Below are 21,814 nucleotides of genomic sequence, written 5' to 3'. Positions count from 1 at the left end.
TCATTTTCTTTTTCCACTTAATCGTTCTCAAAGGATGTTATCGCTATGGACAGTTCCAGGTTCTTTCCGCTCGTGGGCCGCATTTTGCTCGGCGCACCGTTCCTGATGAGCGGGCTAGGCAAGCTCGCCGCGTACGGCACCACCGTCGCCTTTATCAAGGCAGTTGGCATGCCGGTGCCGCCACTGGCATTTATCTTCGCAGTCTGTATCGAGGTAGGTGGTGGAGCTTTGCTGATCGCCGGATACCGGGCTCGCCTCGTCTCATTCGTTCTGGCGGTCTTCTCCGTGGTCGCGGCGAGTTATTTCCACAGAAATTTTGCAGATCAAAATCAGATGATTCATTTCCTGAAAAATCTGATGATCGCCGGTGGTCTTCTTCAAGTGACGTACTTTGGTGCAGGCGCGTTCAGCCTTGACGGACGGACGACGTCGCGCAACGCCTCGTTGAAGGCGAGTTAAAAAGCGATTCCAGAGGGCGGGCACATGCATGACCGTGCAAGTGCTCGTTTCCTCTGTTGTCTGCGGCGGAAAAGCGTCAGCGCGATTTGCCGGCTTGCTTGATCATGGCTCATCACCCGCATCGCGACAGAGATGAGAGGGGCTTGCAATGTTAAAGATTCTGGTTTCTTACTATTTTTCTTGTCGACCCATCGATGCTGTCGCAAACGGTGTACGCGACATGGCACGGCGTTTCTTCGAAGGCGAGTTGAAAAAACGATTCCTGGAGGCGATGGCTCGCACGACGCCGTAAGCGGCCGGCTTGTCCTTTCGTCGTCGCCGCGTGGGTCGGCAAACGTGCGCCACAATGGACGATTGAAGGGCGCTGACTCGCGAACGTATGCAGACTTGCATTGGCGTTCAATTTACGTTCATTCTGGCGATCCGGGCCTGTTCGCTGCGGCGCAATATTCGGGAAGCGGGCGCGCGCGGATTGCGACGCTGCGTTTCTATCGTTTCCTCCCGCAGAAGAAAGGGGCAGAATAGGGGGTCTCGCATTTCGTCCATTCCACGCATCGCACTCATCCGTCCAAGGCCATGACCAGGCTGTTTGCACGAGGTAACGATGTGGATCTATCGCGTCGCTGAGCCGCGTCTCGGCGTCGTTCGCATTCGCGAATGGCGGCGCCGCGCCCACCATACCATTGGCCTGCTCGTTCTGCTGCTTGTCGTGGCCACCACCGGGCTGGTCGTGCTCGACCGGTCCCCTGCGTCTTTCTTCGACAAGGTGTTCACGGGGCTCTGGGACGGGGTCAATCTCGTCACGACCGTCGGGGACTTCTCCGAGTTCAATCAGTTTCAGAAGGTCTTCATGCTGCTGGCCATGTTCGCCACGCTGGTGATCGGGGGATTCGCGGTTTCAAGGCTGACGGGCATGCTTTCAGGTGACGATGTGATGGCTTACCGGGAGAACAGGATCATGGAACGCAAGCTCGACCATCTCGCCAGGCATGTCGTCGTGGTGGGATTTCATACGCTCGGTGAACTGGTCGCCAACCGCTTGAGCGCAGCGGGGCAGACGGTGCTCGTGCTCGTCGGCGATCAGGATCAGGCGAACCGTGCCGCGGATTGCGGCCATATGGTCGTGCTGGGTTCGCCGGACGTGTTCGACGACGTGCTCAGGCATGCGCGGCTGGACACCGCGCGGGCGCTGGTCGTGACGACGCCCGACAGCAACAACAATCTGGCGATCACCTTGTTGGCGCACACATTGAACGCAACGCTTGCAATCGTCGTCCCCGGCGAAAATCCCTTGAGAAAGGGGCTGCTCGAGAGCGCAGGGGCGTCCGCCGTGATCATTGCCGATGATATCGTTGCGGATGCGCTGGTAGGCAAGCTGACCACCCAACTGGAGACAACACCATGAAGCCTGCAGTCTCCACGCAGCCTCAACCGCATCGCCTGCCGTTTCTGCAGGGGCTATTGCCGTTCAATGCCGCGCAGCTCCCGCACGACATCATCGCCGGGATCACGCTGGCCGCCCTGGGTATCCCCGAGGTGATGGGCTACACGAAAATCTCCGGCACGCCCACCGTCACGGGGCTCTATACGATCTTGCTGCCGCTGATCGCTTTCGCGATCTTTGGTGCGTCGCGTCAACTGGTCGTCGCCGCGGATTCCGCTACGGCCGCCATCCTGGCGGGTACGCTGACCGCGGTTGCCGCATTGGGCAGCAAGGAATATGTCGGCTTGACGAGCACCGTGGCGCTGACCGTCGCCGTGATGCTCGTGATTGCACGGATTTTCCGCCTCGGTTTTCTCGCCGACTTTCTTTCCCGCAGCGCGCTCATTGGCTTTCTGACCGGCGTGGGGGTGCAGGTCGCCGCCGGTGAACTCGCGGGACTGTTCGGCCTCGCCAAAGAAGGGCATGGGCCTATCATGCAAATCGTGTCCGTGTTGCAGCGCGTGGGCGCGGCCAGTCTGCCAACGACCGCGCTCTCGATCGCGGTGCTCGTGGTGATCGTCGGCTGCAAGCGCGTGGCGCCGCGTGCGCCCGGTGCGCTGATTGCCGTGATCGGCGCCATCGTGGCGAGCGGCGTGTTCAATTTCGCGGCGCGCGGCATTGCGGTAACGGGCGAGGTGCCGGGCGGGCTGCCGTCACTGTTCCTCCCGCCGTTGCATATGAACGAGGTCAACCAGGTGCTGGCCACCGCCGCCTCGTGCTTTATCGTCATCATCGCGCAGAGCGCGGCGACGGCGCGCGCCTACGCGACCCGCTACAACGAGAAGGGCGACGACAATGCCGACATCATCGGTCTCGCGGCCGCGAACGCGGCGGCTGCGTTCACGGGCACCTTCGTCGTGAACGGTAGTCCGACCAAGACCGAGATGGTCGACGATGCGGGCGGGCGCACCCAGTTTGTCCATCTCACCACGGCCTTTATCGTCCTGCTGGTGCTGCTGTTCCTCACGAAGCCGCTCAGTCTGCTGCCTGCGCCCGTGCTCTCGGCCATCGTCTTCATGATCGGTGTGAAGCTCATCGATGTGAAGGGCATGAAAGAGCTCTATCGCATGCAGAAGGACGAATTCGTGGTGGCGTTGCTCGCGGCGTGCGTGGTCGTGTTCGTCGACGTGATGCACGGCATTCTCGCCGCCGTCGTGCTCTCGCTGATTGCGCATGCGCGGCACAGTTACCGCCTGCGCACGCGCGTGATGACGCGCAGCCCGGCAGGCCGCTGGGTCTCGCAGCCGGTCGAGCCGAATGTGCTCGCGTCGCCCGGCATCGTCGTCTACCGGTTCGAAGCCGATTTGTTCTATGCGAATGCGGGCCGCTTTACGCAAGAAGTCCTCCAGGTCGTGAACGAGGCGAGTTCGCCGTTGCGCTGGGTGGTGATCGACGCCTCGGAGATCAACAATATCGACTACACGGCGGGCAAGACGCTGGTCCAGCTGAGTGGGGAACTGGCCGGACGCGGCGTGGGCGTTGCCGCGGTCGCGCTGCCGTCCGGGGTGCTGCGGCAGCTCGACCGGTACCGGGCGCTGCGTACGCGCGGCACGCATCGCGAGATCTTTGCGACAGTGGATGCCGCCATCGAGACACTGCGCGATCTTGCGCCGCCCACGGCCGCGCCCGATGCCAAATCGGAATGATGCGCGGGCCATCGAGCAAAGCCACTTCGAAATCGAATCCATAAGAGGGGTGAAACGTGTCTGAACTCGCTGCTGCAAAGCGCAACGCATCGGCTGCGCCAGGTCCTGATCCGAAGACGCCGGAAACGCACGAAGACCCGTCGATGCTGTTCGCCGGGCGGGGCGCATCGGCGGCACGCGCCCAGCGCGGCAAGGCGGCCCGCGCGAAGGTGCCGCGCGCGAGGCTCGCGGACTGCAAGATCGAGAAGCGCGACCCTCTCGCGCTGCTCGAGGCGTCCAACGTGGGCCGGGTGCCGGAGCTGATACCGATTCGCTACGGGCGCATGGTGGCGAACCCGTTCGCGTTCTATCGCGGCGCCGCGCCGTTGATGGCGCACGACCTGTCGAAACTGCCGCATTCGGATGTGAACGTGCAACTGGGCGGCGATGCCCACCTGGCGAATTTCGGCCTGTTCGCGAGCCCGGAGCGGCGCGTGCTTTTCGGGCCCAACGACTTCGACGAAACGCTGCCCGGCCCGTTCGACTGGGACGTGCGCAGGCTGGCCGCTTCGTTCGTGATTGCCGCGCGCGAGCGTGGTTTCGCCACGCGCGACCAGCGCGCCCTGGTGCGCCGGCTGTGCGAGACGTTCCGCGAACGGATCGCCGACTTCAGCCGCATGGACACGCTCGACATCTGGTACTACCAGTTCAAGGCGGCGGGCATGCTGGCGATTGCCGATTCGCCGGAGGAACGCAGAAAAGAACTGGCCGTGATCGAGAAGGCGAGACAGCAGTCGTCGCGCTCGCTGATGAGTCACAAGACCGAGCTCGTCAACGGCAAGCTGCGCATCAAGGACATGCCGCCGCTCGTGTACCACGTGCCGCTCGCGAGCCCGCACGATCGGAAACAATACGAAGGGCTGGTCCGGCGCTTCTTCGCCGACTACCGGTTGACCCTGCCCGACGACCGGCGCGCACTGTTCGATCGTTATGAGCTGGTGGATGTGGCGATTCGCGTCGTGGGCGTCGGGTCGGTAGGGACGCGCTGCTACGAGGCGCTTTTCATGGCCGACGGCGAGTGCCCGCTGTTCCTGCAGCTCAAGGAGGCCCGCGCTTCGGTCCTGGAGGGGTATCTGCCGCCCAGCCGCTTTTCCAATCATGGCCAGCGCGTGGTGACCGGGCAGCGTCTGCTGCAATCGGCCAGCGACATCTTTCTGGGCTGGTCGAGGATGCACCACACAGAGAACGACTTCTATGTCCGGCAGTTGCGCGACATGAAGGGGGCATTCGACTTCGCCTCTTTCGACGTTGAAGACCTCGGCGAATATGCGGTGTCGTGTGCATACGCACTGGCGCACTCGATGGCGAAGGCGGGCGATCCGGCGCTGATCAACGGCTACGTCGGTAAATCGAGCGCCTTCGACGAGGCCATCGAACGGTTCGCGCTGGCCTATGCGGAACAGAATGAGGCGGACTGGACGGTGCTGAAAGCGGCGGTCAAGGCGGGACGCATCCAGGCTACGCCTGATTGAATAGTGAACCGCGCTATGATGCATCGCATTGCCGGGGAGACCCGGCGCCGGGGCACGACGAGCGTATCAAGCGAACTGTAAGCGCGTTGCACGGGTCACCCCGTGCAGGCCGGCCTGCCGCGGAGGGACGGCACGAAGGAGAGAGGGAGGGCATCCGGCGCCGCACGCACGGATGGTGCGTACCCGTGGTAGACCAGTCTTTGTTCCAGTCACGAAAGCGATGAAACAACGTACATGGCCCAGATCCGCCGCCGCGTGTTCGCTCCTCGCCAGCCTGACGCTCGCGGGCTGCTCGCTCCGTGGCGCCCCTTCGTGGGTGCTGTTCGGCGCGTACTTTCCATATTGGCTCCTGAGCTCGGTGCTCGGCATCGTGGGCGCGCTCGTCGCACACCGGGCGTTCGTCGCGACCGGCTGGGTGCGCACGGTGCCGTACCAGCTTTCCGTCTGCACATCGATCGGCATCGTCGTCGGGGTAATCGTCTGGCTATCGGGAACGGGGCAACTCTGAGATGAAGATGGCCGGCGCGAACGCAAAACCCCTATGGAAAGGCCGCGCCATTGCGGCGGCCATCATCCTCCTTGGCGCCGCGGCTTTGTGGTACGCCTACGACCGGTCGTCGCGCTTTCCCTCGACCGATGACGCGTCGATCGACGCGGACGTCGTGCACGTCGCGTCGCCGGTGGGCGGCAGGATCGTGCGCGTTCCCGTCGAGGAGAACGCGCGCGTCGCGAAGGGCGACGTGCTGTTCGAGATCGATCCCGTGCCGTACCGGCTCGCGGTGGCGCAAGCACAGGCCGAAGTCGAGCTGGCGCGCGCGGCGCTCGCGACGCGCCGCCGTACGCTGATTGGCGAAACGTCGAACGCGGCGATCGCCGCCGACCAGACCCGCCGCGCGACCCACAACTACGACCTCGCGACGCGCAGCGTCGAGCGGCTGCGGCCGCTCGCGGCGCAGGGCTACGTGTCCGCGCAACAGTTCGACCAGGCGCAAGTCGCGCAACGGGACGCGAGCGTTTCGCTGTCGCAGGCCAACTTGCAGCAGCGCTCGAGCGCACAGACGATCGGCGACGACGCCGATGCGATCGCGACGCTGCACGCGCGCGAGGCCGCGCTGGCGATCGCGCAGCACGCGCTCGACGACACCGTGGTGCGCGCGCCGTTCGACGGCTACGTAACGGGGCTCTCGGTCCTCGCGGGCGAGACGGTCGCGCCCAACCAGTCCATCTTCACGCTGATTCATGCAGGCGAATGGTTCGCCGTCGCGAATTTCCGCGAAACGGCGCTCGGCGCAATCGAGCCGGGCGACTGCGCGACCGTGTACTCGATGATCGACCGCAAGCAGCCGATGAGCGGCAAGGTCATCGGCATCGGCGCCGGCATCGCGGACACGGACCGCGTAAACGTGCCGCACGGGCTGCCCTATGTGCAGCAGTCGGTGAACTGGGTGCGGGTCTCGCAGCGCTTCCCGGTTCGCGTGCGCATCGACGCGCCGGTCGGGCGGCTGGTGCGGGTTGGCGCGAGTGCGATCGTCGAGGTCCGGCATGGCCAGTCTTGCCGGTGACATCACCGTACCCGGCCTGCGGGAGATCGCGGCGCTGCTCGCGCCGTTTCCGGGGCGCGCGTCGATCGTCACGCGCATTGCGCTGATCTGCGCGTTGACGGTGCTCGTCACGAGCGCGTACGGCACACCCGGGGCCTCGACGGCGGTGTACATCGTGTTCTTCCTGAACCGGCCCGACCGGGTGACGAGCGTCGTGACCTGTGTGGCATTGCTGCTGCTCGTGACCGCGATCATCGGGACCGTGATGGCCGTCGCGATCTTCTGCATCAACGAGCCGGCGCTGCGCGTGGCGAGCATGGCGCTGCTGTCGTTCGGGCTACTGTTCGTCACGTCGGCGAGCAAGCTGCGTCCCGTAGGCGCGATCGTGGCCATGATCGTCGGCTTTGGCCTCGACGAGCTGGGCCTCGCGCCGATCGGCGAAGCGGCGACGCGCGGCCTGCTGTACGCGTGGTTGATGGTGGCGATTCCGATTGGCGTGTCGATTGTCGTGAACGTGCTCTGCGCGCCGTCGCCGCGGCGGCTCGCTTGTGCGCAGCTCGCGAGGCGCCTGCGGCTCGCTGCGCGGCGCCTCACGGGCAGCGCGACCGAAGCGGAGCGCGAGGCATTCGACGCGTGCCTGCGCGAGGGGGAGCACCAGCTCCTGGCGTGGCTCAAGTTCTCGAAGCTCGAAGGGACGTCGACGGACGCCGATTGCGTGGCGCTGCGTCAGGCGGTGGCGTCCACGACGGCGATCCTGCTGGCGGTGGATCTCGCCGCGAGCGAACCCGGCGCGCAGTTGAGCGCTGCGTGCACGGCGCGGCTGGCCGAAACGATGGAGCAGATGGCGGCGATGCTCGACGCGGGCGGCTATCCCGTCGACATCACGGTCGACGTGCCCGCTATGTCCGCTATTCCCGCTGTGCCCGCTATTGCCGGCACGGCGGCCGCATCGCCTGCGCTTGCCGCGCTCGTGTTTGACGACCTGCGCGAGGCGCTGGAGCACTTCGCGCAGCCGCCTGCGGCGAGCGAGGCGTCGCCGGCCCCGGCCCCGGCTTCCCCGGCCCCGGCCGAAGCCGAAGCATCCGCCGGGCATGCGCCCGCGCGCGCGGGCTTCTTCGACGCGGACGCCTTCACGAATCGCGATCACGTGCGCTACGCGCTGAAGACCACGGCGGCGGCCATGTTCTGCTACCTGTTGTACCAGCAGCTCGACTGGCAGGGCATTCACACGTGCTTCATCACTTGCTACATGGTGTCGCTCGGCACGACGGCCGAGACCGTCGAGAAGCTGACCCTGCGGATTGCCGGATGCCTGATGGGCGCGCTGCTCGGCACGGCCGCGATCGTGTTCGTGACACCCGCGCTGACTTCGGTCGGCGAACTGATGGCGCTGGTTTTCGCGGGCGCGTGGCTGGCCGCGTGGGTGGGCGTGGGGTCGCCACGGATCGCGTACGCGGGCCTGCAGATCGCGTTCGCGTTCTTCCTGTGCGTGATCCAGGGCGCCGCGCCCGCATTCGACCTGACGCTCGCACGCGACCGCGCGATCGGCATCCTGATCGGCAATGTGGTGGTCTATCTGATCTTCACGCGCGTCTGGCCCGTCAGCATTGCCAGCCGGATCGACACGGCGTTCGATGCGCTGATGGCGCAGTGGACCCGCATCGCGAAGGTCGCCGATGCCAGCGGGCGCCGTGCGCTCGTGGCGGGGGCGCTCGCGCAGTACGGCGTGCTGCGCCAGAATCTGGGCCTGGTCCACTACGAGCCGTCGTGGGTGCGTCCCGCTCCGGCATGGATCGCGAGCCGGCGGCGCGCGCTCGCCGAGCTCGGCGCATTGGAGGGACCGCTGTTCCTCGCGGCTGGCTGTGCGGGCACGGCAACGCAAGCGCGATTGGGCGAACTCGTACGGCGCATCGCGCCCGGTGAGGGCGAGGAGGACGCTGGCGGCTCGCGCGCCGACGACGCGCAGGCAGAGCGCGCAGACGCGCAAGCACATCATGACGACACGTCAGCGCCGCGTGCCGACACGCAAGCACATCGTGACGACACGCCAGCGCCGCGCGCCGCTGCCGCCGCCCAAGACGCCGCGGACCCTGGCGTCAACGCGCTGCTGGACGTCATCGACGCGCGCTTCGGCGAGATTGCCGAAGCCGCGCGCCTGGCCGAACCTCAAGCGAGGGGGGCCGATGCGCGCCCTTGAGCCGACGCCCCGGCTGATTGCCCTGGCGTTCGCCGCGCTCGCCGGACTTGCCGGGTGCGCGACGTCCTCGCTCGATCTCGCGCCACCCGCGCCCGATCGCCCCTGGAATCCGCAGACGAACGCCGCCGGCGACATCGTGCCCGGCCCACCGGGCAAGGGCGCCAGTGCGGGACAGGGCGGGTACGTCCTGCCGAACAGCGCCGGGCTCACCTCCATAGAACCCGCCGCGGCGCTCGATGCGAACCACGCGTACACGCTGCCCGAGCTGATCGATCTCGCGGAATCGACGAATCCGCTCACGCGCATCGCCTGGAACGACGCGCGCAATGCGGCGCTCGCGGCGGGCATTGCGAAGACCGCGTATCTGCCGCAACTCACCGCCACTGCGATGGGGGGCTATCAGGCATCGAGCGGCTCGGCTTCCACGCTGCTCGGCAACACGTCGAGCAGCGCGGACATCCACGGCACAGTGTCGGTGCTCGCACTGCAATGGCTGCTGTTCGACTTCGGCGGCCGCCGCGCGCGGGTCGATGCCGCCACGCAGCTCTCGGTTGCCGCGAACGTCGCGTTCACCTCGGTGCACCAGCACGTGATCCACGACGTGAGCATCGCGTACTACGCCTACGAAGCCGCGGGCGCGCGCTCGCGCACCGCACAGCAGGCGCTCGACAACGCGGACGGCATTCTCGCCGCCGCGCGTGCGCGCTATAAGCAAGGCGTGGGCACGGTCGTCGAGGTTGCGCAGGCCACCCAGAACCGCGCGCAGGCGAATCTCGCGAAGGTGCAGGCGGATGGCGCCCTGAGCGACAGCTACCTGAGCCTCGTGTCCGCGCTCGGCATCTCGCCGTTGTCGAAACCGGCGATTGCCCCGTTGCCGGCGCGCGCGCTCGCGCCGGGGCTGCACCAGTCGGTCGACGAGATCGTGGCCGACGCGATCGCGCGGCGGCCGGACGTGCAGGGCGCCTATGCGCTCGAGCAGGCGAACCAGGCGAAGATCCGCGCGGCCGAGGCGGCGTTCATGCCGAAGGTGTTCGTCGCCGCGACGGCCGCCTACGGCACCGGCTCGACGGCGATCACGGCGATTCCCGCGGTGGGCGATCAGGCGGCCACGGTGAACCTGAGCGGCAGCCGCCGCAGCGGCAGCGTGTTCGTCGGCGTGACGATTCCGCTCTACGACGGCGGGCTGCGCTCCGCCGTGCTGATGCAGGCGCGCAACGATGCCGACAGTGCAGCCGCGCAGTTGACCCGCACGAAGCAGGAGGCGGTCCGGCAGGTCGTGGTCGAGCAGAACGCGCTCTCCACGAGCCTCGCATCGAACGATGCCGCGAAGGAGCTGGTCGGCGCCGCGCAGACGACCTATGACGCGGCATTCACTGCCTACCGGCACGGCGTGGGCTCGATCACCGATGCGCTGCTCGCGCAGAATCAGTTGATCGCCGCGCAGAATGCGTATGCGGACAGCTACAGCGCGGCGCTGTCCGCTGCCGCGTCGCTTGCGCTTGCGACCGGGGAGATCGGCAAGACGACGCCGGCCGGGGCGCCGGACTGGTAGCTGGTCCCGGCTTGACGTGGTGGCCGGCGAACGGCAGGGCTTCTCGCGCATGCACCTTCCCGCTGCGCCGTATTCTTCTAAGATCGACGCGCCATTCACCGACCGAAGCGACTAAAAAGCAAAACGCGCCATGGACCGTATCGACGCCATGAAGGTATTCGTCGCTACCCTCGATGAGGGGAGCCTCGCGGGCGCGGGCCGCCGGCTCGGCCGCTCGCCCGCGGCGGTGAGCCGGGCCATCGCGTTCCTGGAAGCGCACACGGGCACGCCGCTCTTGCACCGCACCACGCGCACGATCCGGCTCAGCGACGCGGGCGAGCGCTATGCGCTGGCGTGCCGGCGCATTCTCGCCGACCTCGAGGAGGCAGACCTGCTGGCCGCCGACGAGCGCTCGATGCCGCGCGGCCTGCTGGGGGTGACGGCGGCCGTGGCCGTGGGCGAGGACGTGCTGCGCCCGATGATCGACGCGTTTCTCGAGCGCCACCCGGACGTCTCGATCCGCCTGCATCTGCTGGACCGGCCCGTGAGCCTCATCGACGAGGGCATCGATGTGGCGCTGCGCATCGCGCATCTGCAGGACTCGACGCTGGTCGCCATCCCGGTGGGCGAGGTGAGGCGCGTGGTGGTCGCGTCGCCCGGGTATCTCGCCACGCATCCGGTTATCGAGGCGCCCGCCGATCTCGCCAGCCACGCGATCGTTTCGATGACGCATTTCGGGCTCGACTCATGGAGCTTTCCGGCGGCGCGGCAGATGGCGCTGCCACAGGTCGTGCAGCTCTCGCCGCGCTTCATCGTCAATACGATCCGGGCGGCGCTGGCCTCCGCCGTGGCGGGGCACGGCGTGACCCGGCTCTTTTCCTATCACGTGGCGGAGCAGGTGAAGGCCGGGGCGCTCAAGATCGTCCTGCGCGACAACGAGCACGCGCCGCTGCCCGTGAATCTGGTGATGCCGCACGGGCGGCTTTCGGTGCCGAAGGTGCGCAGTTTCGTCGACTTCGCCGCGCCGCGGCTGCGCGAGTATTTCGATCAGGCACGGCGGATCACGGACGCGGATTGAGCCATCAGTCAACCGTCGCACGGAAGAATGACTTCCACGCCGTGTCGATTCTCTCGCGGTGTGACCTAATCTAGACTGGTCTCCATGTTCATTGCGTGCTGCAAAGCACCCGTTACGGGAGTCAGCCATGCCACAAGCGGTTTCGAGCCTGTCCGCGCCGCGTGCCTTCGCAGAGCCGCATCCGCGCAGCTACGCTGAGCGCAACGTCCAGTACTGGCGGCGCAATCTCGTCGTCTGCGTGTTCGGCTCGTTCACGACGCTCGTCAGTCTCAGCATGCTGCTGCCGTTCCTGCCGCTCTATGTGCGGCAGCTCGGCGTGACCTCGCAGTCGGCCGTGATCCAGTGGTCGGGCGTCGCGTTCGGCGCGACCTTCCTCGGCACGGCGCTGACCGCGCCGCTGTGGGGGCGCCTCGCCGACCGCTTCGGCCGCAAGCCCATGCTCGTGCGCGCGGCGATCGGCATGGCCGTGGTGATGTCGTTGATCGGCATGGCGCACAACGTGTACGAACTCGTCGCGTTGCGGCTGGTCGCTGGCCTCGTGGGCGGCTACGCCTCGGCTTCCACGGTGATGGTCGGCACCCAGGCGCCGCGCGAGCGCGCGGGCTGGGCGCTCGGCATCCTTTCCACGGGCGCGCTGGCCGGCAATCTCGTCGGCCCGCTGGTGGGCGGCGTGCTGCCGGACTGGCTCGGCATACGCGGCACGTTCTTCGCGGGCGGCGCGATGATTGGCGTGGCGGCGCTGCTGACGATCTTCCTGGTCAAGGAGGAGTTTCACCCGGCGAGCGATGCAAAAGCCCATGCGCGAGGGGCGTCCGCCGCGAGCGTGCGCCGTCCCGACTACGCGGTGGTGGCGGCGCTGCTCGTGACCGCGATGATGGTGCTGCTCGCCAACATGTCGATCGAGCCCATCATCACGGTCTATGTCGGCAGCCTGGGCGCAAGCGCGGGGCACCTCGCACGCGTGGCGGGCGTGGTCATGGCGTGCTCGGCGCTCGGCAGCATGCTCACGGCGGCGCGTCTCGGCGCGCTGGCCGACCGCTTCGGCAGCTGGCGTGTGATCATCGCCTGTCTCGTGCTCACGGGCCTTGCGATGGTGCCGCAAGCGTTCGTCACGCACTGGTGGCAGCTCGCTGCGCTGCGCGCGGTGATGGGCATGACGCTCGCAGGGCTCTTGCCGTCCATCGGCAAGCTCGCACGGCAATCGGTAGACGAAAGCCGAACGGGCACCCTGCTCGGCTATCTGCAATCGGCGCAATTCAGCGGCCAGGTGGTGGGGCCGGTGATCGGCGGCGTGATCGGCGTTCACTTCGGCCTGCATGCCGTGTTCTTCGCGACCGGCGCGCTCCTGATCGCCTGCGGTGGCCTCGCGAACTGGGCGCGGAGTCGCGCCGAGGCCTGATACGCTGGCAGGCACGCCGAAACTCGTACGCAACCGGAGGGAACAGACCATGAGCACTCAAGCAGACGGGCACGCGTTGCTGCGCACGCTCGGCATCCGCAAGCCGATCATTCAGGCGCCGATGGCGGGCGTCACGACGCCGGCGCTGGCCGCCGCGGTCTCGAACGCTGGCGGGCTTGGCTCGCTGGGCGTGGCCGCGATGAGCGCGGAGAGCGCGCGCAAGGCGATCCATCAGACGCGCGAACTGACGGCGAGGCCCTTCAACATCAACGTGTTCTGCCATCGCCCGGCCACGGCCGATGCGGCTGTCGAGCGCGCGTGGCTCGACTGGCTCGAGCCGGTCTTCCGCGAATACGGCGCGGCGCCGCCGCAGTCGCTCTCGGAGATCTACACGAGCTTCGTCGCGGACGCGTCGATGCAGGCAATGCTGCTGGAAGAGAAGCCCGCGGTCGTGAGCTTCCATTTCGGGCTGCCGCCCGATGCGGTGATTGCCGGGCTCAAGCACGCGGGCGTCCGTTTGCTTGCGAGCGCAACGAATCTCGACGAAGCGGCCGCGGCCGTCGAAGCGGGCGTCGATGCCATCGTCGCGCAAGGTATCGAAGCAGGCGGCCATCGCGGCATCTTCGATGCGACCACGCGCGACGAGCGGCTTGGCACGTTCGCGCTCACGCGCCTGCTGGCGAGCGAGTTCGACCTGCCCGTGATCGCGGCCGGCGGCATCATGGATGGCGCGGGCATTGCGGCGGCACTCGCGCTCGGCGCGCAGGCGGCGCAACTGGGCACGGCGTTCGTCGCCTGCCCTGAAACGTCGATCGACGAGGCCTATCGCCGTGCGCTGCTGGGCGACGCGGCGCGCCATACCACGTTCACGTCGGCCATTTCGGGGCGCCTCGCGCGCAGCATCGTCAATCGCTTCACCACGCTCGGCGAGGACCCGCAGGCGCCGCGCACGCCGTCCTATCCGATTACCTATGACGCGGGCAAGGCGCTCAATGCGGCCGCGAAGGCCAAGGGCGAGTTCGGCTATGGCGCGCAATGGGCGGGCCAGGCTGCGCCGCTCGCGCGCGCGCTGCCCGCCGCGGAGCTGATGGCGCAGCTGGAGCGCGAAACGCGCGAGAGCATCGAACGATTGCAATCCTTGCAAACCGGCTGGGCCTGAGCGCGCACGGGACCGTCGTGCACGCGCGCTTGACGCGCATGCCGATGGTTCATTAGCGGCCGCACAAGCGGAACCGAATAACTCGGACAACCAGGCATGCAACGCAAATTCGACGACCTGCTGCTGGGCAGCATTGAACTGTTCTGCCATGCCGCCGAGCTGGGCAGCTTCACGCTGGCGGCCAACGCCGCGAGCGTGACGCCCGCCGCGGTGAGCCGTTCCGTGGCGCGGCTCGAAGAGCGGCTCGGCGTGCGGCTTTTCGTGCGCACCACGCGCCAGATTCGCCTCACCGACGCCGGGCGGCGCTACTTCGAGCAATGCCGTCAGGCCCTCGCGCAGCTCGTGGATGCCGAGCGCGAGGTGACGGGCGAACAGACCACGCCGGCCGGCGTGCTGCGCATCAGCATGCCGACGCCGTATGGACACTATCGCGTGCTGCCGCTGCTGCCCGCGTTTCGCGAGCGCTATCCGCAGGTCAAGGTCGAGACGCATCTGAGCAACCGCAACATCGACTTTGCCGACGAAGGCTTCGATCTCGCGATACGCGGGCGCGCGCCGGCCGACTCCAGTCTGGTGGCGCGCAAGCTCGAAGATGCGGAGCTGGTTGTCGTGGCCACGCCCGCTTACCTCAAGCGCGCGGGCGTGCCGAAGACGATCGAGGACCTGCAGGCCCATGAATGCATACAGTTCGAACTGCCAAGCAGTGGGCGCAACCTCGCGTGGAGCTTCGAGGGATCGTCCGAAGACGGCGACGTGCTGACCAACGGCGGCTACGGCACCTCGGGCGACGCGCTTGCGGGCGCCACACTGGCGCGTGCCGGCGCGGGTCTATTTCAGACGTATCGTTTCGTGGTGGAGGACGATCTGCGCGAAGGCAAGCTCGTCGAGGTGCTGCGCGATGTGGGCAACCGCACGCGGCCGTTCATCCTGCTTTATCCGCATGCGCGCTTTCTGACGTCGCGCGTCCGCACCTTCGTCGACTTTCTGGTGGAACAGCTCAACACCGCCGCGCGCCAGAAGCCCGCGCGCTGAACCGCGCGCGGGCTTCGCTGCCCGCTGCCGGGCTCAGTGGCCCGCGCTCTGGCCGCCATCGACATGCAGGATCTCGCCCGTGACGAACGGCGCCGAGTCGAGATAGAGGATCGCATCGACGATATCGCTCACCTCGCCCATGCGGCCCACCGGATGCAGCGTGGCGAGCGCCGCGTGGGTTTCCGGCGCATGCATCGGCGACTTGATGACGCCCGGCGCAACGGCGTTGGCGCGGATGCCGGCCTTCGCGTACTCGATGGCGAGCGACTTCGTCGCTGCATTGATGCCGCCCTTGGTGAGCGAAGCGAGCACCGAAGGCACGTTGTGATTCGCCTGGTCGGCGAGCGTGGTCGTGATGCTGACAATGTGGACAAAGAGTCTTGCGGCGCGAGAACAAGTGCACTCGCGAACGATTACGCGACCAGGGCGGTTATGCCAATCACGTGGCCGTGCGCGCCGCGGCGCGCCATTGCGCGGGCGTCACCCCCACATGGCGCTTGAAGCTGCGCTGAAACGCGGCATCGGACTGATACCCCACGAATTCGCCGATCTCGGCGACCGGCTGGCTGCCCTGCGCGAGCAGGCGGCCCGCGAGTGTCATGCGGATATCGGTCAGCACGTCGGCGGCGCTGCGCCCGATCGCTTCGTCGAAATGGCGCGCGAACGTCGCGCGTGACATGTGGCATAGCGCGGCGAGCTCCGGCAGCGTCCACGGCTTGCCGGGGGCGTCGAACATGGCGTCGATGGCGGGCTGCAGGCGCGGTTGCTGCGCGAGCGCGAGCAGGCCGCGCGGCGGCGCGCATCGGCATGGCTCGCGTAGCGCAGCGTCAGCGCGAACAGCGCGCCCGAAAGATGGTTGACGAGCGACTCGCTGCCGGGCTGCGCATCGAGCGCCTCGTCGCGCAGCAGCCCGATCAGGCGCACGAGGCGCTCGGGCGGGTTGCCGCCGGCGCTCGCGCTATGCACCACGAGCCGCGCGGGCAGGTTCTCGCGCAACAGGCGCTGCGGCACGGCGGGCAGCAGGAAGCGGCCGCAGAGCACATCGGCGGCGTGGCTTTCGGAGAGATTCGTTTCGACCGTATGACCCTGCTCGATGCGCTTTTGCACGGCGGCCCGGCGGCGCGCCGCTGCCGTCGTGCAGCTGGTGGGCCGCGCCGGTGGGAAACAGCACGATGTCGCCCGCATGCAGGGCCGTGGGCGCGCCGTGCGCATCCTCGACGATGGCCGTGCCGCTCACCAGCACGTGATAGTGGATCTCGCGCGCCTCGGCGGCAGGCTGCTCGATGCGCCACGGCGCGCCGAAATGGCAGCGCACGTCGAGTCGGCCCGCAACGGGCATGAGTGTCAGAAGGCGGCTGAGGATGTCCATGGGCGGCGGCTCGGTGGTATCGGCAGACGAAATGAGTGAGACGAACGAGCATGAAGTCGCGCCATTCTGGCATTAAAAGCGCCGGCTTTTGGGTGGCTACACTGGCGCCATGCCATCGACGATGGCTACGCAAAGCAGTCAGTGCCATTCAATTCAAGGAGTCGATCATGTCCCGTCTTTCCGCTATCCGCCCCGAAGCCGCCACCGGCGCCGCCGCTGAAATCTTCACGAAGATCCGCAAGGCCATCGGCAAGGTGCCGAACGCTTACGCCACCATCGGCACGCACAGCCCCGAAGCGCTGGGCGCGATGCTGGCCGTGGACGCCGTGCTGGCCGGCGGCTCGCTCGCCAGGCCCGATATCGAAGCCATCAAGCTCGCGGTGAGCGAAGCGGCGGGCTGTGACTACTGTGTCGCCGCCCACACGCTGGCGGGCAAGGCCGCGGGCCTCGCGCCCGAAGCGATGAAGCAGCTTCGCGCGGGCGACGCAACCGGCGACGCGAAGCGCGACGCGCTCGTGCGTTTCGTGCGCGTGCTGGTGCGCACGCACGGCACGGTGCCCGAAGCCGAGGTGAATGCGATTCGCGAGGCCGGTTACACGGAGCGCCAGGTCGTGGAGATCGCGCTCGCGATCACGTCGATCACGTTCACGAATCTCGTGAATCGCGTGAACGATACGACGCTCGATTTCCCGGCCGTGGCCTGACGCTGTAACGATGTAACGCCCGCCCGCGCCCCGGCCCGGGGTCGCTTCGACGACCCTGGCGCGCGGGGCGTTGCATCCGAACCCCGATCCCTTCCTGCTCCCCCGCCGCCGATGGACGCGGAGGTTGTAGTTGCGCTTTGATGTTATATAGATATAACATGATGACCAATGGACGGCACGCCTTCGGGTGCGCCGCTGCCATACCGTCTCAACGTCATTCGCACCGCACAACCTGGAGCATTGGAATGAAGCAGACTCAGGCGCTACGCGCGCTGCTGAACGAAGCCGGGCTGATCGTCGCCCCGGGCGTCTACGATGGATTGACTGCGCGCATCGCCCAGCACGCCGGCTTTTCGGCGCTCTATATGACGGGCGCTGGCACGGCTGCGGCCAAAGGCTTTCCCGACTACGGCCTGCTCACGATGAGCGAAATGGTCGAGAACGCCAGCGTGATCGCGCGCAGCGCATCGGTCCCCTTGATCGCCGACGCGGATACCGGCTTCGGCAACGAGCTCAACGTCACGCGCACCGTGCGCGAATACGAGCAGCGTGGCGTCGCCTCGATCCATATCGAAGACCAGCTGATGCCCAAGAAGTGCGGTCATCTCGATGGCAAGGAGCTGGTGCCGCGCGAGGACTTCGTCGCGAAGATCCGCGCGGCGGCGGCTGCGCGCAGCGACAGGGATTTTGTGATCATTGCCCGCACGGACGCGCGCGCCGTCGAGGGCTTCGATGAGGCCATCTGGCGCGCGAATGCAGCGCTCGAAGCGGGCGCCGACGTCGCGTTCGTGGAGGCGCCGCAGGGATTGAGCGAGGTCGAAGCGGTGCCGCGCCTCGTTCAGGGGCCATGTCTGCTCAACATCGTGCGCGGCGGCAAGACGCCCGACGTAAACCTGCGCGACGTGGAGCAGATGGGCTACCGCATCGCGATCCTGCCGAGCCTGCTGATCGGCGCGGTTGCCCAGGCCTGCGAAACGGCGCTCGTGTCGCTGCGCGAGAGTCGCGAGCCACCGCCGTCGGCCGGTGATGCTCCAGTGCGCGAGCGGTTCCGCCGGCTCGGCGCGGACGAGTGGGATGCGTTGCGCACCCGCTTCCGCGCGGACGCGGTCTCGACGGAAGGGAACGCATCGTGAGCGCGGCCTCGCTCTTCGAAAAGGTCTGGGCGCGTCATGTGATCACCACGCTCGGGGAAGATTGGGCGCTGTTGCATATCGACCGGCACCTGTTGCATGACCTGTCCGGCACGCAGGGCCTCTATGCGTTGACCCAGCGCGGCCTCGCCGTGGCGAGCCCCGAACTGGCCTTCGCGACGCCCGATCACGCCGTGTCGAGCGCGCCGGGGCGCACCGGACTCAGCTACGCAGGCGGCGCGAAGCTCTACGCGGGCCTGAAGGGGCTTGCCGCGCAGAGCGGCATTCAGTTCTTCGATCTCGGCGAGCCGGGGCAGGGCATCGTGCATGTGGCCGCGCCGGAGCTGGGTGTCACGCTGCCGGGCAGCACGCTCGTTTGCGGCGACAGCCATACCTGCACCAACGGGGGCCTGGGTGCGCTCGCGTTCGGCATCGGCTCTTCCGAAGTTGCGCATGTGCTGGCCACCCAGACGCTTTGGCAGCAGCGGCCGAAAACCCTGCGCGTCAGCTTCGACGGCCGCCTGCCGGCCGGCAGCAGCGCGAAGGATCTGATCCTCTATCTGATCGGACAGCTCGGCGCCCATGGCGCAGGGGGCTACGCCGTCGAATATGCGGGCGAGGCCGTCGAGGCCTTGTCCGTCGAGGCCCGCATGACGCTCTGCAATCTGTCCATCGAGCTGGGCGCGAAGATCGGCATGGTTGCACCGGACGAGACGACATTTGCGTGGATCGAGGGCAGGCCGTTCGCGCCAGAGGGCGACCAGTGGGCATTGGCGCTGGCCGACTGGCGAACGCTTGCGACCGACGTGGCGGCGCGATTCGATCTCGAGCATCGCTTCGACGCGAGCCGTGTTACCCCGATGATGACGTGGGGCACGAGCCCGGAGCACGTGATTCCGGTCGATGGCGTGATTCCCTCGCCGGAAGCGGCGCCGGACGCGGCCCGTCGCGAAGCCTGGCGCAGCGCGCTCGACTACATGGGGCTCGAGCCCGGCAAGCCGCTGCTCGGTACGGCAGTCGACTGGGTGTTTATCGGCTCGTGCACGAACTCGCGTCTTTCCGATCTGCGCGACGCGGCGCAGATCGTACGCGGCCGCCGCGTGGCGGCGGGTGTCAAGGCATGGGTCGTACCCGGGTCGGAAAACGTGAAGCGCGAAGCGCAGGCGGAAGGGCTCGACCGCGTCTTTCTCGAAGCGGGTTTCGAATGGCGCGAGCCAGGCTGCAGCATGTGCGTGGCGGCAAACGGCGAGGTCGTGCCGCCGGGCAAGCGGGCGATTTCCACCTCGAACCGCAATTTCGTGGGGCGGCAAGGCCCGGGCGCACGCACGCATCTGGCCAGTCCGCAAAGCGCCGCGGCTGCCGCTGTCACCGGCGTCATAACGGATATCAGGAGTCTCGTACATGGATAAGGTGACGGCGGTCGCTGGCATCGTCGCGCCCCTGTTGCGCGACAACGTCGATACGGACATCGTGATCAGGATCGAGCGACTCACCCAGCAGACGCGCGAGGCGCTCGGGCACTACGCGTTCGAAGCTTGGCGTTACCACGAGGACGGCACCGAAAATCCGGCGTTCGTCCTGAACCGCGCGCCGTGGCGAGGGGCGCCCGTGTTGCTCGCCGGCGCGAATTTCGGCTGCGGTTCATCGCGCGAAGGGGCCGTGTGGGCGCTGATGAGCATGGGGATTCGCTGTGTGATTGCCGAGAGCTTCGGCGAAATCTTCTACAACAACTGCTTCCAGAACGGGCTGTTACCGGTGCGGCTCGCGAAAGCGCAGCTTCAGACGCTGGCGGATCTGGCGCAGACGGGCGCGAGCGTGAAGGTCGATCTGGTCGCGCAGCAGATCACCGCAGACGATCTGACCATGCCGTTCGAGATCGAAGGGCTGCGGCGCGACGCACTGCTTCAGGGCCTCGATGAGATCAGCCAGACGCTGCAATTGCGCGAGGCGATTCGCGCGTGGCAGCGCGCCGATCGTGAGGCGCGTCCATGGATCTGGAGCACGATGGAAACGGCCCGGACGGGGACCTTGCCTCGTGCATGAATCAATACTCAGGATGACGAACATAGTCGAACGCGCACCGTCGCAAATGGAGTGAGACAAATGAGAGTAGCAGATCAAGTGGAGCATACGGTGAACGAGACTGCGGGCCCCACCGATCCCCAGGGCCCGACCGGCGCGCTCGCAAGCTGGCTGGCAGGGCTGCAGGCGGGTGACATCCCGCCGGCGGTCAGCGAACGCGCAAAGCACCTGACACTCGACGGCATCGGCTGTGCGCTGGTGGGCGCGCAACTGCCGTGGTCCACGCGCGCGGTCGACAGCGTGTGCGAGATGGAAGGCAGCGGCGCATCCGTGCTGATCGGCCGGGGACGCAGCGCGCCCGCGCCGGCCGCCGCGCTGCTCAACGGCACCTTCATTCAGGGATTCGAACTCGACGATTTCCACCCGCTTGCGCCGTTGCACGCGGCTTCGGTCGTCCTGCCATCGCTCTTTGCAACGACCGAACTGTTGGGCGGCGTGAGCGGCGAGCGCTTCCTGCTCGCGGCGATCGCGGGCTACGAAGTCGGGCCGCGCGTGGGACTGGCGCTCCACGGCTCGGAGATGTTGACGCGGGGATGGCATTCGGGCGCCGTGTTCGGCACGCACGCGAGCGCCGCGGCGGCGGCCAAGCTGCGCGGCCTCGACGCGTCGCAATTCGAAGATGCGCTCGGGCTGGCCGCCACGCAGTCGGGCGGGCTCATGGCCGCGCAGTTCGAGGCCATGTCGAAGCGCATGCACCACGGCTTTGCGGCGCGCGCGGGCCTCTACGCCGCCGCGCTGGCGGCCAGCGGCTACACGGGCATCAAGCGCGTGTTCGAGCGCGAATACGGCGGCTTTCTTTCGACCTTCGGCGAAGGGCATGCCCCGGACGCGTCGCAGATCGCGGCCGAACTGGGCGCGCGGTGGGAAACGCCGCGCTACGTCATCAAGCCGTTCTCCGCCATGGGCGCGCTGCTTGCCCCCATAGGCGCGATGCTCGACATCCGGACGCGCCGCGGCGTGACGGCAGATGACATCGAGGCGATCGAGCTCGAGTGCGCAAGTGCAGCCTTTCATCATGGCGGCTGGCAGGCCGAGCGCCCGCTCACGCCCATCGGCGCGCAGATGAACATGGCCTATGCGGTGGCAGTGGCCGCACTCGACGGCGCCGCGCTGATGCAGCAGTTCAGCCCGGCGCGTATCGATGCCGACGACGTCTGGGCCTTCATGCGCAAGATCACGGTGACGCACGATGCGTCGTTCGACCAGGATGGTCCGCTGGCGCGCGGCGCCGTCCGCATGCGTGTGACGTTCAGCGATGGAAGCCACGAGCAAATGCTGCTGCGGCATCCGCGCGGCGAACCGCTCGAACCGATGACGAACGAGGCGATCGTGGCGAAGTTCCGGGCGTTGACCGGTGGCGTGATCGACACGGCGCGCCAGAAGCAGATCGAATCGATGGTGCTGAACCTCGAGCGGCTCGACGACGCCCGCGAACTGCTGGCGCTGCTCGCGCAGCCGGTCGCGAACGCCCTTGCCTGAAGCACGCTGGCCAA

The 21,814-nt window shown here is 67.3% G+C and carries 19 protein-coding genes and 2 pseudogenes; 18 read left to right on the top strand and 3 right to left on the bottom strand.

The window, feature by feature from the left end:
* The first annotated feature begins 45 nt into the window (after nucleotides 1-45).
* The 13 genes from E1956_RS30875 (at nucleotide 46) to E1956_RS30820 (ending at nucleotide 15,036) form a co-directional block, all read left to right on the top strand.
* A complete protein-coding gene (locus E1956_RS30875) occupies nucleotides 46-459 on the top strand; it encodes a DoxX family protein (RefSeq protein ID WP_134756378.1) in 414 nt (137 codons plus the stop codon).
* Nucleotides 460-607: 148 nt separating this feature from the next.
* Complete coding sequence (locus tag E1956_RS46375) at nucleotides 608-751, top strand: hypothetical protein (protein WP_167760176.1); 144 nt, start codon at nucleotides 608-610, stop codon at nucleotides 749-751.
* Between the two features lie 312 nt (nucleotides 752-1,063).
* Nucleotides 1,064-1,864 carry a potassium channel family protein gene (locus E1956_RS30870; protein WP_197732920.1) on the top strand — a complete coding sequence of 267 codons (801 nt, stop codon included), beginning with the start codon at nucleotides 1,064-1,066 and terminating at the stop codon, nucleotides 1,862-1,864.
* Nucleotides 1,861-3,588 carry a SulP family inorganic anion transporter gene (locus E1956_RS30865; RefSeq protein ID WP_134756376.1) on the top strand — a complete coding sequence of 576 codons (1,728 nt, stop codon included), beginning with the start codon at nucleotides 1,861-1,863 and terminating at the stop codon, nucleotides 3,586-3,588. The genes E1956_RS30870 and E1956_RS30865 overlap by 4 nt, the downstream gene beginning before the upstream one ends.
* 56 nt (nucleotides 3,589-3,644) lie before the next feature.
* Nucleotides 3,645-5,099: a DUF2252 domain-containing protein gene (locus E1956_RS30860; RefSeq protein ID WP_232071906.1), complete on the top strand. Its 1,455-nt coding sequence runs from the start codon at nucleotides 3,645-3,647 to the stop codon at nucleotides 5,097-5,099.
* 220 nt (nucleotides 5,100-5,319) lie between these two features.
* Nucleotides 5,320-5,607 (top strand): hypothetical protein, encoded by a 288-nt coding sequence (locus tag E1956_RS30855; RefSeq protein ID WP_134756374.1) that lies wholly within the window; start codon nucleotides 5,320-5,322, stop codon nucleotides 5,605-5,607.
* A 1-nt stretch (nucleotide 5,608) separates the two neighbouring features.
* Nucleotides 5,609-6,661 carry a multidrug transporter subunit MdtN gene (gene mdtN, locus E1956_RS30850; protein WP_134756372.1) on the top strand — a complete coding sequence of 351 codons (1,053 nt, stop codon included), beginning with the start codon at nucleotides 5,609-5,611 and terminating at the stop codon, nucleotides 6,659-6,661.
* Nucleotides 6,642-8,837 (top strand): FUSC family protein, encoded by a 2,196-nt coding sequence (locus E1956_RS30845; protein WP_134756371.1) that lies wholly within the window; start codon nucleotides 6,642-6,644, stop codon nucleotides 8,835-8,837. Before mdtN ends, E1956_RS30845 begins: the two co-directional genes overlap by 20 nt.
* A complete protein-coding gene (locus E1956_RS30840) occupies nucleotides 8,824-10,389 on the top strand; it encodes a TolC family protein (protein ID WP_134756369.1) in 1,566 nt (521 codons plus the stop codon). Before E1956_RS30845 ends, E1956_RS30840 begins: the two co-directional genes overlap by 14 nt.
* 130 nt (nucleotides 10,390-10,519) lie before the next feature.
* Nucleotides 10,520-11,446 carry a LysR family transcriptional regulator gene (locus E1956_RS30835; protein ID WP_134756367.1) on the top strand — a complete coding sequence of 309 codons (927 nt, stop codon included), beginning with the start codon at nucleotides 10,520-10,522 and terminating at the stop codon, nucleotides 11,444-11,446.
* Between the two features lie 127 nt (nucleotides 11,447-11,573).
* Nucleotides 11,574-12,845: an MFS transporter gene (locus E1956_RS30830; protein ID WP_134756365.1), complete on the top strand. Its 1,272-nt coding sequence runs from the start codon at nucleotides 11,574-11,576 to the stop codon at nucleotides 12,843-12,845.
* A gap of 49 nt (nucleotides 12,846-12,894) precedes the next feature.
* Nucleotides 12,895-14,004: an NAD(P)H-dependent flavin oxidoreductase gene (locus E1956_RS30825; protein ID WP_134756363.1), complete on the top strand. Its 1,110-nt coding sequence runs from the start codon at nucleotides 12,895-12,897 to the stop codon at nucleotides 14,002-14,004.
* 96 nt (nucleotides 14,005-14,100) lie between these two features.
* Nucleotides 14,101-15,036 (top strand): LysR family transcriptional regulator, encoded by a 936-nt coding sequence (locus E1956_RS30820; RefSeq protein ID WP_134756361.1) that lies wholly within the window; start codon nucleotides 14,101-14,103, stop codon nucleotides 15,034-15,036.
* A gap of 33 nt (nucleotides 15,037-15,069) precedes the next feature.
* Here the strand turns inward: E1956_RS30820 and E1956_RS30815 are convergent.
* From E1956_RS30815 to E1956_RS30810, 3 genes and pseudogenes are all read right to left on the bottom strand, one after another.
* Nucleotides 15,070-15,405, bottom strand: a pseudogene (locus E1956_RS30815) (SDR family NAD(P)-dependent oxidoreductase); the annotation flags it as partial.
* Nucleotides 15,406-15,475: 70 nt separating this feature from the next.
* Nucleotides 15,476-15,715, bottom strand: coding sequence for a helix-turn-helix transcriptional regulator (locus E1956_RS47050; protein WP_232072122.1), 240 nt, complete (start codon nucleotides 15,713-15,715; stop codon nucleotides 15,476-15,478).
* Nucleotides 15,649-16,375 (bottom strand): annotated as a pseudogene (locus tag E1956_RS30810) (cupin domain-containing protein). The gene E1956_RS47050 and the pseudogene E1956_RS30810 overlap by 67 nt, the downstream one beginning before the upstream one ends.
* Nucleotides 16,376-16,572: 197 nt before the next feature.
* Here E1956_RS30810 and E1956_RS30805 point away from each other — a divergent pair.
* The 5 genes from E1956_RS30805 to E1956_RS30785 all read left to right on the top strand — a co-directional run bounded on the left by E1956_RS30805 (nucleotide 16,573) and on the right by E1956_RS30785 (nucleotide 21,800).
* Nucleotides 16,573-17,109 (top strand): carboxymuconolactone decarboxylase family protein, encoded by a 537-nt coding sequence (locus E1956_RS30805; RefSeq protein WP_134756359.1) that lies wholly within the window; start codon nucleotides 16,573-16,575, stop codon nucleotides 17,107-17,109.
* Between the two features lie 245 nt (nucleotides 17,110-17,354).
* On the top strand, nucleotides 17,355-18,242 hold the full coding sequence (locus E1956_RS30800) for an isocitrate lyase/PEP mutase family protein (RefSeq protein ID WP_134756356.1): 888 nt from the start codon (nucleotides 17,355-17,357) through the stop codon (nucleotides 18,240-18,242).
* The gene (gene leuC, locus E1956_RS30795; protein WP_134756354.1) at nucleotides 18,239-19,648 is read left to right on the top strand and encodes a 3-isopropylmalate dehydratase large subunit; all 1,410 of its coding nucleotides are present in this window, start codon (nucleotides 18,239-18,241) and stop codon (nucleotides 19,646-19,648) included. The genes E1956_RS30800 and leuC overlap by 4 nt, the downstream gene beginning before the upstream one ends.
* Nucleotides 19,641-20,282: a 3-isopropylmalate dehydratase small subunit gene (leuD, locus tag E1956_RS30790; protein WP_134756352.1), complete on the top strand. Its 642-nt coding sequence runs from the start codon at nucleotides 19,641-19,643 to the stop codon at nucleotides 20,280-20,282. Before leuC ends, leuD begins: the two co-directional genes overlap by 8 nt.
* Before the next feature lie 60 nt (nucleotides 20,283-20,342).
* Nucleotides 20,343-21,800, top strand: a complete 1,458-nt coding sequence (locus E1956_RS30785; protein ID WP_134756350.1) for an MmgE/PrpD family protein — start codon at nucleotides 20,343-20,345, stop codon at nucleotides 21,798-21,800.
* Nucleotides 21,801-21,814 lie beyond the last annotated feature (14 nt).

The organism is Paraburkholderia pallida (assembly GCF_004524855.1).
GTDB classification, from domain to species: Bacteria; Pseudomonadota; Gammaproteobacteria; order Burkholderiales; family Burkholderiaceae; genus Paraburkholderia; species Paraburkholderia oxyphila.
Note: the sequence above shows the minus strand (reverse complement) of the source record. Positions and strands in the feature narration are given on the sequence as shown.

Bases quoted from the DNA above. Each gene is read 5' to 3' on its own strand.
- E1956_RS30875 (WP_134756378.1), top strand. From the start codon at position 46: ATGGACAGTTCCAGGTTCTTTCCGCTCGTGGGCCGCATTTTGCTCGGC.
- E1956_RS46375 (WP_167760176.1), top strand. From the start codon at position 608: ATGTTAAAGATTCTGGTTTCTTACTATTTTTCTTGTCGACCCATCGAT.
- E1956_RS30870 (WP_197732920.1), top strand. From the start codon at position 1,064: ATGTGGATCTATCGCGTCGCTGAGCCGCGTCTCGGCGTCGTTCGCATT.
- E1956_RS30865 (WP_134756376.1), top strand. From the start codon at position 1,861: ATGAAGCCTGCAGTCTCCACGCAGCCTCAACCGCATCGCCTGCCGTTT.
- E1956_RS30855 (WP_134756374.1), top strand. From the start codon at position 5,320: ATGAAACAACGTACATGGCCCAGATCCGCCGCCGCGTGTTCGCTCCTC.
- mdtN (WP_134756372.1), top strand. From the start codon at position 5,609: ATGAAGATGGCCGGCGCGAACGCAAAACCCCTATGGAAAGGCCGCGCC.
- E1956_RS30845 (WP_134756371.1), top strand. From the start codon at position 6,642: ATGGCCAGTCTTGCCGGTGACATCACCGTACCCGGCCTGCGGGAGATC.
- E1956_RS30840 (WP_134756369.1), top strand. From the start codon at position 8,824: ATGCGCGCCCTTGAGCCGACGCCCCGGCTGATTGCCCTGGCGTTCGCC.
- E1956_RS30835 (WP_134756367.1), top strand. From the start codon at position 10,520: ATGGACCGTATCGACGCCATGAAGGTATTCGTCGCTACCCTCGATGAG.
- E1956_RS30830 (WP_134756365.1), top strand. From the start codon at position 11,574: ATGCCACAAGCGGTTTCGAGCCTGTCCGCGCCGCGTGCCTTCGCAGAG.
- E1956_RS30825 (WP_134756363.1), top strand. From the start codon at position 12,895: ATGAGCACTCAAGCAGACGGGCACGCGTTGCTGCGCACGCTCGGCATC.
- E1956_RS30820 (WP_134756361.1), top strand. From the start codon at position 14,101: ATGCAACGCAAATTCGACGACCTGCTGCTGGGCAGCATTGAACTGTTC.
- E1956_RS47050 (WP_232072122.1), bottom strand. From the start codon at position 15,715: ATGTCACGCGCGACGTTCGCGCGCCATTTCGACGAAGCGATCGGGCGC.
- E1956_RS30805 (WP_134756359.1), top strand. From the start codon at position 16,573: ATGTCCCGTCTTTCCGCTATCCGCCCCGAAGCCGCCACCGGCGCCGCC.
- E1956_RS30800 (WP_134756356.1), top strand. From the start codon at position 17,355: ATGAAGCAGACTCAGGCGCTACGCGCGCTGCTGAACGAAGCCGGGCTG.
- leuD (WP_134756352.1), top strand. From the start codon at position 19,641: ATGGATAAGGTGACGGCGGTCGCTGGCATCGTCGCGCCCCTGTTGCGC.
- E1956_RS30785 (WP_134756350.1), top strand. From the start codon at position 20,343: ATGAGAGTAGCAGATCAAGTGGAGCATACGGTGAACGAGACTGCGGGC.